General features: G+C 42.2%; 11 protein-coding genes. 6 read left to right on the top strand and 5 right to left on the bottom strand.

Translation table 11 applies throughout. The annotated features are described in order from the left end of the window. Positions 1-199 precede the first annotated feature (199 nt). Positions 200-1171, top strand: coding sequence for a PstS family phosphate ABC transporter substrate-binding protein (locus tag L2717_RS02120; RefSeq protein WP_220774581.1), 972 nt, complete (start codon positions 200-202; stop codon positions 1169-1171). Between the two features lie 763 nt (positions 1172-1934). Then, entirely contained in the window at positions 1935-3674 is a 1740-nt protein-coding gene (locus L2717_RS02115) for a M1 family metallopeptidase (protein ID WP_246611818.1), read from the top strand. 987 nt (positions 3675-4661) lie between these two features. Here the strand turns inward: L2717_RS02115 and L2717_RS02110 are convergent. Next, positions 4662-5147 carry a glutathione peroxidase gene (locus L2717_RS02110; protein ID WP_220774651.1) on the bottom strand — a complete coding sequence of 162 codons (486 nt, stop codon included), beginning with the start codon at positions 5145-5147 and terminating at the stop codon, positions 4662-4664. A gap of 149 nt (positions 5148-5296) precedes the next feature. Here L2717_RS02110 and L2717_RS02105 point away from each other — a divergent pair, with 149 nt between their 5' ends. From L2717_RS02105 to L2717_RS02095, 3 genes are all read left to right on the top strand, one after another. Next, the gene (locus tag L2717_RS02105) at positions 5297-6667 is read left to right on the top strand and encodes a magnesium transporter (RefSeq protein ID WP_220774650.1); all 1371 of its coding nucleotides are present in this window, start codon (positions 5297-5299) and stop codon (positions 6665-6667) included. A gap of 92 nt (positions 6668-6759) precedes the next feature. Beyond that, positions 6760-7287, top strand: a complete 528-nt coding sequence (locus tag L2717_RS02100; RefSeq protein ID WP_220774649.1) for a GNAT family N-acetyltransferase — start codon at positions 6760-6762, stop codon at positions 7285-7287. A gap of 150 nt (positions 7288-7437) precedes the next feature. Further along, the gene (locus L2717_RS02095) at positions 7438-7977 is read left to right on the top strand and encodes a YfaZ family outer membrane protein (protein ID WP_220774648.1); all 540 of its coding nucleotides are present in this window, start codon (positions 7438-7440) and stop codon (positions 7975-7977) included. Positions 7978-8602: 625 nt separating this feature from the next. On the opposite strand, the gene L2717_RS02090 is transcribed toward L2717_RS02095, so the two are convergent. The 4 genes from L2717_RS02090 to L2717_RS02075 all read right to left on the bottom strand — a co-directional run bounded on the left by L2717_RS02090 (position 8603) and on the right by L2717_RS02075 (position 12044). Next, positions 8603-8761 (bottom strand): small highly charged protein, encoded by a 159-nt coding sequence (locus tag L2717_RS02090; RefSeq protein ID WP_220774647.1) that lies wholly within the window; start codon positions 8759-8761, stop codon positions 8603-8605. Positions 8762-9043: 282 nt separating this feature from the next. After that, positions 9044-10441: an RsmB/NOP family class I SAM-dependent RNA methyltransferase gene (locus L2717_RS02085; protein ID WP_220774646.1), complete on the bottom strand. Its 1398-nt coding sequence runs from the start codon at positions 10439-10441 to the stop codon at positions 9044-9046. A 238-nt stretch (positions 10442-10679) separates the two neighbouring features. Continuing rightward, the gene (locus L2717_RS02080) at positions 10680-11348 is read right to left on the bottom strand and encodes a glutathione S-transferase family protein (protein WP_220774645.1); all 669 of its coding nucleotides are present in this window, start codon (positions 11346-11348) and stop codon (positions 10680-10682) included. A 69-nt stretch (positions 11349-11417) separates the two neighbouring features. After that, positions 11418-12044 (bottom strand): glutathione S-transferase, encoded by a 627-nt coding sequence (locus L2717_RS02075; protein ID WP_220774644.1) that lies wholly within the window; start codon positions 12042-12044, stop codon positions 11418-11420. Positions 12045-12260: 216 nt separating this feature from the next. On the opposite strand from L2717_RS02075, the gene L2717_RS02070 reads away from it, so the two are divergent. Further along, entirely contained in the window at positions 12261-12854 is a 594-nt protein-coding gene (locus tag L2717_RS02070; protein WP_220774643.1) for a TetR/AcrR family transcriptional regulator, read from the top strand. Positions 12855-12915: the final 61 nt, after the last annotated feature.

Genomic DNA, 12915 nt, shown 5'->3' with positions numbered 1-12915 from the left:
ATTAACAATAGGAACAGACCATTAGAGTCTGTTTTTTTTTAGACATTATGTTCAACAAATGACAGGAAAAAGCGAAAAAGATTACATTGTCATCTAAGTGTCACATCACGGACATAGAATTGTCATTGTAGCGATTGATACTGGCTGCGTCTGAAGAAACTTAAGTTACAAATTAGTTAGCTTATTACTGGAGCACATAATGAAACTGAAAAAACTTGTCGGCGCAATGACCCTTACAGCCGCGGGTGTATTCTCTGCCACTGCGATAGCATCGGTAGATGCATCTTTACCAACGTATGAAAAAGCCAGTGGTGTGTCAGGCAATTTATCATCGGTAGGCTCAGATACCTTAGCCAACATGATGACACTGTGGGCTGAAGAGTTTAAGCATATTTATCCTAACGTGAATATTCAAATTCAGGCGGCAGGTTCTTCCACGGCGCCACCGGCATTAACTGAAGGCACCTCACAATTTGGCCCAATGAGCCGTAAGATGAAGCCTAATGAAATAGAAGCGTTTGAAAAACATTATGGCTATAAACCTACTGCTATTCGTGTTGCTATCGATGCTTTAGCTGTTTTCGTACACAAAGACAATCCAATCAAAGGCTTAAATCTTGAGCAAGTTGATGGTATTTTTTCATCTACGCATAAGTGTGGTAGCAGCGATATCCAACGTTGGGGTGATTTAGGCTTAGACGGTAACTGGTCTGCGAAAGACGTTCAGCTTTACGGTCGCAACTCGGTCTCTGGAACTTACGGTTATTTTAAAGAGCACGCCCTGTGTAAGGGGGACTTTAAAGCGAACGTGAATGAACAGCCAGGTTCAGCCTCTGTGGTGCAATCAGTATCTCAATCTTTGAATGCCATTGGTTACTCTGGAATCGGTTACAAAACGGCCGGTGTTAAAGCGGTTGCGATTGCCAAAAAAGGTAACGAGTTTATTGAAGCAACAGCTGAAAATGCAGCTAATGGTACTTATCCACTATCACGTTACTTATATGTGTATGTGAACAAGCAACCAAACAAAGACTTAGCGCCAATGGAAAAAGAATTTCTACGTTATGTTTTGTCGAAGCAAGGTCAGCAAGTGGTTGAGAAAGATGGTTATGTGACCGTACCTAAGAGCGTAGTTGCTAAAGATTTAGAACAAGTCGGTATCAGTTTGTAAACTAAAGCGCTTGATAATTAAGGATCTCCTCGGAGATCCTTTTTTGTTTTAATGATAAGTAAAATATTTTATCTAAGTTAAGCGTGCTGGCATTTTAGTTTTTTTACCGCGAATAAGCTTCAATCATTAAACAGCAATACGCTGAGATAAAGGCATAAAAAAAGCAACCTAAATAGGTTGCTGTAAATTCCAAATCGGAATCTTGGGATGGTCGCGCTAGAAACCATCTAAAGGAGAATGATGATGAACACAAACAATCATTGCAAAAATTCGGTTCACAATATCAGACTCAAGATGATTAAATTAGTTCAGCGAAACTGCGAAATATTTTAAATAAATTTATTTTTTAAAATATGCTCGAATACATGCTTAGCCCAGTTGCGCATATTTATGGCGTTAACTGTGACCGTGACGGTTGCGAATGCAGATCCCATGGGTTAAAAATAGAACACAGCTTAGCAATCGCATTAGCATACGAATGGTTACAAAAAAGTCGCCTCAACATGTCGATAACGGCATAGAAAGCGTGTTTGTTATTTGCTTCTGAGTAAATTTGCCGTTGATAATGGGATCCAATCATCAATCATTAAAGGCTGCGTCATAACAAGTTGGCGCTGCAATTCAGAACTTAGTTATCGAGGCGACAGTGGTCCAATCAACAAACAGTCAGTTAAAGCTAAACAACCGAGCTAAAGGCAGATTAACCAATAGCCCCAACTTAGATTTAACCCGAGATTACCATTCTTTTGCCAACACGAAGCAAGTGCAAGTCACCCATGTATCTTTGGACTTAATGGTCGATTTTGACGTGCAGTGTCTTTCTGGTTATGCGACGTTGTCTTTAAAATACCTTGAACATAATGTGACTGAATTGTGGCTTGATAGCCGAGATTTGACTGTACTTTCTGTCACAGCCGTTAATGGTGAACCGCTTGATTATATGTTTAGTGAAGTGAACCCTATTTTAGGGCAAAAACTGTGTATCAATTTGCGAAAGCCAGATTGCGAAAAAGTGTGTATTCACTATCAAACCTCTTCCGCAGCCCAAGGGTTACAGTGGTTAATGCCCGAACAAACTGCAGGGAAACGTTTACCTTATCTTTTTAGCCAGTCTCAACCCATAAATGCCCGCAGTTGGATCCCTTTGCAAGATACGCCTAAGGCACGTATTACTTTCGATGCTAAGGTGCAAGTGCCTAAAGGAATGCGGGCTGTCATGAGCGCGATGAACTCCCCTCAAACGCCACTGGATGGTGAGTTTTATTTTGAGATGGAACTGCCAATTCCTACTCATTTAATGGCGTTGGCGGTGGGTGATATCGCCTTCAAAGCCGTAGGCCCAAGGTGCGGCGTATATACCGAACCAAACATGCTCAGCGCTGCAGTTGCGGAGTTTGAAGATACTGAACATATGCTTGAGGTCGCCGAATCATTACTTGGCCCTTACGCGTGGGGTCGCTATGACATGATTATTTTACCACCGAGTTTTCCGTTTGGTGGTATGGAAAATCCCCGTTTAGCATTTTTAACGCCAACACTTATCGCGGGTGATAAGAGTTTAGTGTCCACCGTCGCCCATGAGCTAGCGCATTCGTGGACGGGAAATTTAGTAAGCAATGCGACTTGGCGTGATCTTTGGTTAAATGAGGGTTTTACCACCTATTTTACTAATCGTATCGTCGAGGCCGTTTATGGCAAAGAGCAGGCTGAACTTGAGTGGGTACTTGAGTTTGGTCGTTTAAAAGAGGAAATGGCATCTTTGCCTAAGGATAAGCAAACCTTGCCTGCCAATGTGCAACTGGACGATCCTAACTTAGCTTTCAATCGTTTTACTTACGATAAAGCATCGATGTTCGTCCATGATTTAGAGCGCAGACTCGGACGAGTAGAGTTCGATAAATTCTTATTCAACTACGTGAAGCATTTTGCTTTTCAGGCGATTACGACGGAGATGTTTGTTGAATATGCACAGCAAACCTTAGTGCAATTACACCCAGATAAAATCACTGAAGCTGAATTACTAACTTGGGTTTATGGTGCAGGTTTACCCAAGGATTATTGTGCGCCGACTTCATCGAGTTTAGACAAAGTGGATGATGCGCTTTCGCTGTTTTTGCAAGGCACTGTTGCGAATCGCTTAATGGTTAAGGGGTGGCGCGTACATCATTGGCAATATTTTCTGAGCCAATTACCTGAAGTCATCAGCCAAATACAATTGATGGATCTGGACGATACTTTTCATTTCACTCAATCAAGTAATGCCGAAATAGCCTGTGATTGGTTTAGGTTAGCGATTCGTAATCACTATGATCCAGTATTACCGACCTTAGGTGCTTTTTTGACTCACATCGGGCGAGGTAAATTTGTGCGGCCTCTTTATGCAGAACTGCAAATTGCTGGATACCATAAAGAATTAGATGACATTTATGCTAAAGCCCGCGCGACATATCACCCGTCGATTCAAGTGCAACTCGACAAAGCATTAAATATAAAAACTGAGTAAAAATGAACTGAGAAAAAATAAGTAAAAAAATGGCAACCAATGGTTGCCATAAGTAAATCAGTACGGAATACAAATAGAATTCAGTGCGCTAGCGTGTTTTCTATTGCGTCCCAAAAGGGAGATGATGATGAATGATCAACAAATTAGACAAAATGCGATAAAACAGAAACTGTGTCAGTTTAAATCATGAAACGATAAACAATCCTATGGCTCAATGTGCATTTAAATATTATCTGTTAACCCTTACTTATACTGAGAGTCATGGTTTTTAATTAAGTTCACCAATATCAGCGAAAAAAGATAAAAATGTTTAAAAGCGTGTTTTTAAACCTTTAACGCTATATATAGATTTTTATGTTTTTAATTTATAAATCAGCAGGATAGGTTTTCGTAAGGTTTTTTTAACCTATTTTCAGAGTTGATAGTTACAGAATTTTGAGTAAAAAAATGGCAACCAATGGTTGCCACAAGAGAATCAGTGCGGGATACAAATAGAATTCAGTGCGCTAGCGTGTTTTCTATTGTGTCCCAAAAGGGAGATGATGATGAACGATTAACTCATTAGATAAAATGCGATAAAACAGAAACTGTGTCATTTGAAATAATGAAACGATAAACAATTCCATAGTTCAATGTGCATTTAATCTTATCCGTTAATCCTTACATATACTCAGAGTCATGGTTTTTGATTAAGTTCCTTTAGAACAGAAAAAATATCATCTTTTTACAAAATTTATATTCCATAACGATGAAGTACATTTATTTTACAATTAAACGTAGAGATAAAAAAAGGCAACCAAATGGTTGCCTAGTGACCTATTTCTAGGTCAAGGGAGCCGCGCTAGAAGCTCCAGGGAGATGATGAACATGAAAAAGACATTCACTGTTCAATATATTTGAGGGCGCGTGTACGGTTAAGTTCCATAAAAAATGAAAATAAATTTAAAAATTAATAAGTTTAATAATTTCAGATGGATAACTAATCAATTATTTTAATAGTGCGACGATTTTACTTTCGAGCGCTTCTGGTTTTGTGGTTGAGGCAAAGCGTTCGATTGCTTCCCCCTGACGATTAATTAAGAATTTAGTGAAATTCCATTTTATGCCTTCAGTACCTAATACACCGGGGGCGGCTTTTTTAAGATATTGATAAAGGGGATGGGTATGCTCTCCATTGACCTCTATCTTGGAAAATAGTGGAAACGTCACGCCAAAGTTGAGCTCGCAGAACGCTTGAATACCCTGTTCATCGGCTTTTTCTTGAGCACCGAATTGATTACAAGGAAAGCCCAAAATAACAAAACCTTTATCTTTGTATTGTTGGTATAGCGTTTCTAATCCTTTGTATTGCGGTGTAAATCCACACTCACTTGCCGTGTTAACGATCAAAAGCACTTTGTCCTGATACTGGTCTAAGCTGACTGTGTTGCCTTGGATATCTATTGCTAATTGGCTGTATATATTTTTCGTCATGTTCACCTCCATTAAATCCCAATAACTAGCATAAACTTAAACATAAATATACACAAAATAATCGCGCACAATTTATTTGTGCGTTTGCTAATTTACTTCACTATCAATATAGTTACGATAATTTTGTAGCTAAATATAAGGGCATCTGTGTGACAGAACATGAGGCCGAATATGAAACTAATATGCCAACCGATGTGGGGCAAGTTGTTCAGCAACTCACTGAAGCAGAAGGTGAAGACCAAGCTGAAGTTTTCAATGATATCTTAAATGATTCAGAGCCAGGAACTATTGCTCTCGCCCTTGAATCCTTGCCATTAGATGAACGTTATGATCGATGGCAACAAATTGAGTTTGCCGATCGCGTAACGGTATTGAGCTTAATGCGTGCAGATCCTCGCATGGGGATCCTAAAGCGGATGCCTAGTGAAGAAGTGGATTTGCTATTCGCGCAGCTCAGTCCAGAGGACTTGATTGAATGGAGTGACTATCTTCCTGAGAGTTTTACAGATCGTGCTTTGGCGCAGATGGGTGAGCGTCAGCGCCAACGATTTGAGTTATATGATAAATATTCTGAAAATGAAATCGGTCGTTATACCGATCACCAGATGTTGGTGCTCAGTGATAAAGCCAGTGTGGCTCAAGCACAGCGTTTTTTTCGCCGTATAGAACTCGATTGTAACGATAATTTGTTTATCGTCGATGATAAAGACAGGTATCAAGGTACCGTGCGTCGTTATGATATTTTTAAACATAATCCCGATAAGTTATTGATTTCGTTATTAGCTGGTGACAGTCGCGCTTTATCTGCCGACACGAGCTTACTTGAAGCTGCTGAAGCGATAGAGCATAGCCGCGAAATTGAATTGCCTATTATCGATGAATCAGGCGAACTGATTGGCCGCGTGACTCTGCGTACGGCAACAGCATTAGTGCGCGAGCACTATGAGGCGCAATTGATGGCAACGGCAGGTATGGACGAATCCGACGACTTGTTTGCCCCTATTATGAAAGGCGCTCAGCGCCGTGCGGTATGGCTGGGAATAAACTTGCTGACGGCTTTTCTCGCCTCCGCGACCATAGGTTTATTTGAAAATGTATTATCTCAAGTTGTTGCTCTAGCAGTATTGATGCCGATAGTGGCATCTATGGGCGGCATCGCAGGCAGTCAGTCGTTGACGCTGATGATCCGCGGTATGGCCATGGGACAGATATCAGCGGGTAACCTCTTTTCATTGATGAAGAACGAATTGGGCATTGGTATCGTTAATGGGCTGTTGTGGGCGGTCGTTATTGGATTAGTTGCAGGCTGGTGGTTCAATGAAGTGACTATCGGCATTGTGATAGGCAGTGCGATTCTTATTAATATGGCCGTTGCTGCGATAGCGGGCGTTGTGGTGCCTATGGTGCTACAGAAGTTTAATCAAGATGCGGCGCTGTCAGGATCGGTGATATTAACGACTGTGACCGATGTAATTGGTTTTTTTACTTTCTTAGGGATGGCGACGTTACTGTATCTCTAAAATTACGAGATTTATCAGTGGTACCAGCACGATAAACGGATACCGAGTGAGTGACTCATTCGGGTCTACCACGGTTTGATTTGAGTCAGCTTATGAGCAAAATTAATTTTGTGATCAGTAATGTGCCCGCTGAGTTAGCTTTAGCTGCACAGTTAATCGATAACCGCGATGATAATGCCCATCCCCTTAACCATAATGATTTTTATAAATCTCGCGCTGTTATCTTAGCAAAAACGGTTGTGGGAGAGATTGTTGGGTGTGCGGCGATTAAAGCGGGCGAGGGTATGGTCGGTGAATTAGGTTATTTGGTGGTATCACGCCACCATAGGCGGCGGGGAATTGCGCAAGGGCTCACCCAAAAGCGTATCGAAGTGGCACAGACGCTGGGTATTGCTATCTTATATGCGACTATTCGCGCCGAAAACGCTGCAAGTAAAGCAAATTTATTAAAAGCAGGTTTTCAATTTTGGCGTAATTATTTAAGTATTCGCGGTACGGGTAATACCGTGGGGTGGTATTTCTTAGCCCTAACAGAGGATATTGATGCGAGTGAGGTGATGCAGTCTTTGGTTGGCGATCGCATTCCTGTGAAGGAATGTTTGGTAGCTGAAAAGTCTTAGTCTCTTTTGTGTGGTGGAATTGTTTCGCATTTGTGTTTTATTCATGAGTTATTTCTATTTTTCAGTGTTTAATCGTAAAAAGGCTGTTTTTATCTATTTATTCGGTATGATCCGCGCTTATTATCCCACAGTCATTATCGAGGTGTTTTTATGGCTAAGTTCAAAGTAGCAAGTGTCTTATTATTGAGTGCAGCGGCGCTGCAAGTGAATGCTTCAGAATTTAATCTTGGGTTGAACAATGATGTTGTTTATACAGAATTAGAACTGCAACTAAACAAAGATACGAATGCGGTTTTAAGTTATATCTACGGAGATGAGAGCGGCCATATTGCTCAAGGTGCAATGCATATGACCCACGATTCGGGTGTGCATCACTTTGAAGTGGGCGCACAGTTAAGCCAACTTTGGGCTGATTATGCGCCCAATGGTAGTGCGTTATCGGTTGGCGGTCGCTATGTGCTAGCTATGGGACCAAAGATTTCTTTACATGCTGCGGCTTATTATGCACCTTCTGTTTTGTCCTTTGGTGACGTTGATGGCCACTACGAGCTGGATTCAAAAGTACAATATCGTGTAACGCCAAATATGGCGCTGTATGTCGGTTATCGCAAAATAGCTTTTGAATACGATCACGCTCGCGATTTTACCTTTGAAGATGGTGCTTATATTGGTGGTAAATACCGCTTTTAAGTGATGATTTATTGCTAGTAAAAGTCGGCTAAGGGCAACCTTTGCCGACTTTTTTATTAGTTGATATTATGAGCTGTGTTATACCAATCGTATTAAATATCTGTTCATTCAGCGGGAGTTCAAATCGCTTTAGATAAGGCGAAGGCTTGAAGGCATAGTGGTGCTCTGCCAAAAGCCTTAAACGCAGTATAAAGCGCTTTGCCATGCAGTTAAATCAGCCGCCCTTGGGGAGCCTCACAAGCATCCCACTCCCGTGTTGCATTGACTTAAAAGGGAATAACCATTTCTGCGTCAATGCGCCTCGGATTGAAATACCTGTGAGGCTCTGAACTGATTAGATATTTAATGTGATTGGTATTAAGTCAACAATGATATCTTGCTCGAGTTGAGAACGTTATCTGAGTTTAGGATGGGTCTTATATTGCTACAAAGCTGCTTCTGCTTGATTTTTGGCTTAGAACTGATGATTTATCTGACACTATTCGATGGATGATTTTGATGAACTATAAAGCAGGGGGGAGGAGTTTTTAAAATAAATTAGCAAGTTGCAATGGCTGCAACTTGCTCAGATTTGGTCAACTTTCATAAAGTACAAATTTGTGTAGGCAAACTCGTTAAAAACACGTTATTTGGTTTTATTCTGATAAACATTCACCTCTGTATCGTCCGAATAACTACGCTTTGTATCTCTACGGCGTTGTTTTACACGTTTGTTCTTTTGTTTACCTTTGACGTTATCGCCCCATGGCGCATCATCGTCGTCAAATTCATAAGAGTGTGACATGGTCAAAATTCCAAAAATATCTGTGCCATTCGCAGCACCCGATCTTTTTACCCAAAGGTGAGATGAAGCTAAAGCGAAATATTTCATCATTGATGGTGAAAAGTTTTGCCCAAGAGCGATATCTTGTCACTGAAATGGAGCTATTTGAGATTTTAACTCGGGATGCGTGGTTTATCTTTATGATAATAAAGGGATAAATTTTATTATCATCGTAAATCATATTAGGCAGTTGAAGTTGGCGCCCAGAACTAAGTGCGCCAAGTTTTGATACAAAATAATGAGTTAGTGTGACTTGCTGCGCTGCATACGTACGACGAACATGCCATCACTGTTGGCCTCAAAGGGCCACACGGTCAGCATTTCTGTTTGTTCACCGCTAAAAGGGTGGCGTATCAGCGTGAGCGTGAACTCTGGATGTTGCTGTAAAAACGCCGTCACCACATCTTGATTTTCGATGGGCGACAAGGAGCAAGTGGCGTAAACGAGTATGCCGCCGGCCTTAACTGCGCGGCTACTGCGGCTTAAAATATCGAGCTGTAACGCAGCTTTATCGGCCACAGACTCAACACCATCTAACCAACGCATATCGGGATTACGTCGCCAAGTGCCTGTGCAACTGCACGGTGCATCGACTAATACACCGTCGAAATGAGCCGTAGGTACGGGCAAGGCATCACTTTTCCAACGGGCCACGCTAATGCCGTTAAAATGGGCTCTTTGAGCTCGTTTGGTGAGTTCTTCTAGGGCATTGGAGCGAATATCGGATGATATGATGCTGCCCGTAGATGGCGTTTGCTTATCAGTAGCTTTAGCTAGCATCAAAGAGCGCAATTGCAGGGTTTTTCCGCCAGCACCGCTACAGGCATCCCACCAATGGGCATCGAGTTCTGGTGCGCAAATTTGTCCTATGACCTGTGAGGCCAAATCTTGGATCTCAATGTTACCGTCTTTATACAGGGCTATTTCATTAAGATTCATGCTCTTGCTGCCAAGATTGATGGTATCGCTAAAGCAATGACCATAACTTGCGTCTATGCCGAGCGCTTGTAGTTGTGTCGCCGCTTCTTGGCTAGTGATCCCTTGCGCGCGTCCCCAAATCGGTGGGCGACTAGACATAGCGGCAATTAATTGCGTTTGCTGCGCCGCATCAACAGGGCACACTTGCCAGAACCAGTCGGGTAACAAATCCTGTGGTTTAAACTCAGTCGCGGGGAATAAATACTGTATCAGTGCCAGTTTATCGTCAAGACTCTCAACAGCAAGCGCTTGAGCTTGTTGATAATCGATAGTCGATTGCGATAACTCATGCCAAGCACTGGCGATATCTTGCCAAGCATGTGCTTCTAATAGGGCACTGGCGCTTAGGCTGGCAAAATAAACGGCAGATTCTTGCTGATCACCTAATCGCTGAAACCATCCCCACCAGCGGAACAGACTAAACAAGGATTCACGGATGATTTTACGATCCTTTGAGCCGTGTTTTTTATGTTCTCTAAAATAGTTGGCCAGAATGCGATCGGCGGGCATTTTACTACTTTGAATTTCATCGAATAATTGCTTTATTGTACTGGCGTAACTGAGTGCACGTTTTTGCGCAGGGGTGTTCGCCTGAACATTTAACACTGACGATGTGTTTGAGCTGGATGCCTTGTTGGATGAAAAGCTGCTTGGATTACCCATAAATTTAGCCTGAATAATGCTCTCTGTAGCCAAGCCATATCAAAGGCATATAGTGGCAACAGAGGTGAAAAATAAGTGGCGCAGAGTGTAGCAGTTTTGCCCGATAACAGGCAGTAAAAAAGCCCCGAATGAGCCTAAGTCTGCGGGGCTTTTATGGTTGAGTCCGTGAGGCTCATAATGTATTCAGTATTTAACGGTTACTTGCAGGCGACTCGTTCAATTATCGCTTTGCAGATGATTATTTCGTTACCATCTTCTGGATTTGCTTAGCCCGTTCTTCATCACTCATCTCTACCGGTGGCGGCGTGATTATGCCTTTTTGGCAAGCAGGTCTGAGCGCTAACTCATCTAACCAACGTTGCAAATGTGTCAGCCCGTCCATATTGATACCGCTCCACTCGTGGATACGTACCCAAGGCCAAGTTGCGATGTCGGCAATCGTGTATTCGTCACCAGCAAGGTATTGATTTGTAGCTAGTTGAGTATTCATAACCTCGAATAAACGTCGACCTTCTTTTTGATAGCGGTTAATGGCTGCGGGGATTTTTTCAGGAAAATATCGAAAGAATACGTTTGCCTGTCCCATCATGGGGCCGACGCCGCTCATTTGAAACATTAACCATTGAATCACCTGTGAGCGTTTTTTCGGTTCGGCAGGCAGGAGTTTACCCGTCTTTTCGGCGAGATACAGCAGAATTGCACCCGATTCGAATACCACAAAATCTTCGTTGTCGCGGTCGATAATGGCGGGAATTCGGCCATTAGGATTAATGGCAATAAACTCAGGCTGTTTTTGCTCATTACTACTGAAATCTAATTTATGAACGCGATACTCAAGCCCCATTTCTTCCAGTGCGATGGAAATTTTAAAACCGTTAGGGGTCGCGGCGGTGTATAAATCGATCATGATTATTCCTTTAGATTATAACGCTTATAGCTACTCACATATCTGCCGATGAATACGGTATTAGTGTCGCTATTTTTTAGGGGTTAGCGATACTATGGCAGGACGCTGCGCCACCGTGATAAACCAAGCCTTAAGATGCGGTAAGCTATCGGTGACTTCAATGTCTAAATTCTTAATAAAGCTGATAAAAACGTAAGCAGAAATGTCGGCAATGCTGAATTCATCTCCAGCAACAAAGGCTGACTTGCTCAATTGTTGGTCTAAGGTCGGCAGGAAGTCAATGACCCTTATGCGTGATTCTTCGCCCCAAGCCTCGACACAGGTCTCTCGGTCTTTATAGACACCGCTTAAATTACGAAAGGCTTGAAACCCAGCGGTTAAGCCTTGCAACTCTATGATACGTTGCCACATTTCTACTTTAGCGCGTTCAAGTGGTGTATTACCAAACAGTGAGTTAACACTTGGATGGGTTTCTTCTAAATAGCGACAAATAGCAACAGATTCGCACAGGTAGCTGCCATCATCGAGTTCGAGCAGCGGAATACGGCCATTTAAACTTTTGGCTTTAAATTCGACACTTAAATTTTCCCCACCGCGGATATCGACATTCACTCTTGGCACTTCTATGCCTTTTTCAGCAAGAAAAATACTGACGCGGCGCGCGCTGGGAGACTGAGCTAATTCGTAGAGTTTCATCTAAAGTCCTGTAGTTTTTATCCATGCTTTATGCTCTATTTGAACATATAAGGCTTTAACGGAACGATCGGTTAGGATAGAATTTACGCCATATCTAAACGATCAGTCAAGAATGTTTTACCTCTCAACTTTCTTCAGTAAAGTGGAGTGTGGTAAAGATAATTAAGTGGTAAAGCTGATTGTTAGCGCATGCTCAACAGATTAGGTCTTAGGCTTATGGCACGAAGTTGTAATTTTGATCGTCAGGAAAAACTCATACTAGCGATGGAGCTTTTTTGGCAACAGGGCTTTGCCGAAACTTCGATTTCCGATCTCGTCGGCCATTTAGGCATCAATCGATTTAGCCTCTATAACAGTTTTGGTGATAAGCAGAATCTGTATCGCGAGTGCCTTAGCTTCTACCTCGATAACTATTCCTTTGGTGCCTTAGATACTTTGCTGCATGAAAAAGCGGGTTTGGCCGAAATAGAAGCTTATTTAGCCCGTTTTATTGCCCTGCAGCGAGAACAAAAGTACGGCTGCTTTATGCAAAATGCCGTGCTAGAAAAGAGCCTCGATGACGAGGGTGTGCTACAGGAATGTCAGCGATTATTTTGCCGATTACAGACTTCATTCACCCAAGTGTTACAGGACTGCCAAGCGCGGGGCGAGCTATTAATCCATGTACAACCACATCAGGTTGCCGCATTTTTAGTGCTGCAATTACAGGGCATTAGAGTGCTAGGTAAGGCGGGCGAATATGAGCTGTTAGATAATGGGTTTGCAGTATTGCAGGGTTATTTACACACTTTAAGTGCAAAGGCCTTTTAACGGTAAAAGACGTTGTTTGAATGGCCTAGGTAAAAACCTAGGCCATTTTGCTTTGATAAAT

Source organism: Shewanella glacialipiscicola, from assembly GCF_023283485.1.
Taxonomy (GTDB): Bacteria; Pseudomonadota; Gammaproteobacteria; order Enterobacterales; family Shewanellaceae; genus Shewanella; species Shewanella glacialipiscicola.
The sequence above is the reverse complement of the archived record's forward strand: the minus strand, read 5'-3'. Positions and strand labels throughout refer to the sequence as shown.

What these genes read in the sequence shown, in the direction of transcription:
- L2717_RS02120 (WP_220774581.1), top strand. Translation starts at nt 200, where the DNA reads ATGAAACTGAAAAAACTTGTCGGCGCAATGACCCTTACAGCCGCGGGT.
- L2717_RS02110 (WP_220774651.1), bottom strand. Translation starts at nt 5,147, where the DNA reads ATGACGAAAAATATATACAGCCAATTAGCAATAGATATCCAAGGCAAC.
- L2717_RS02100 (WP_220774649.1), top strand. Translation starts at nt 6,760, where the DNA reads ATGAGCAAAATTAATTTTGTGATCAGTAATGTGCCCGCTGAGTTAGCT.
- L2717_RS02095 (WP_220774648.1), top strand. Translation starts at nt 7,438, where the DNA reads ATGGCTAAGTTCAAAGTAGCAAGTGTCTTATTATTGAGTGCAGCGGCG.
- L2717_RS02090 (WP_220774647.1), bottom strand. Translation starts at nt 8,761, where the DNA reads ATGTCACACTCTTATGAATTTGACGACGATGATGCGCCATGGGGCGAT.
- L2717_RS02085 (WP_220774646.1), bottom strand. Translation starts at nt 10,441, where the DNA reads ATGGGTAATCCAAGCAGCTTTTCATCCAACAAGGCATCCAGCTCAAAC.
- L2717_RS02080 (WP_220774645.1), bottom strand. Translation starts at nt 11,348, where the DNA reads ATGATCGATTTATACACCGCCGCGACCCCTAACGGTTTTAAAATTTCC.
- L2717_RS02075 (WP_220774644.1), bottom strand. Translation starts at nt 12,044, where the DNA reads ATGAAACTCTACGAATTAGCTCAGTCTCCCAGCGCGCGCCGCGTCAGT.
- L2717_RS02070 (WP_220774643.1), top strand. Translation starts at nt 12,261, where the DNA reads ATGGCACGAAGTTGTAATTTTGATCGTCAGGAAAAACTCATACTAGCG.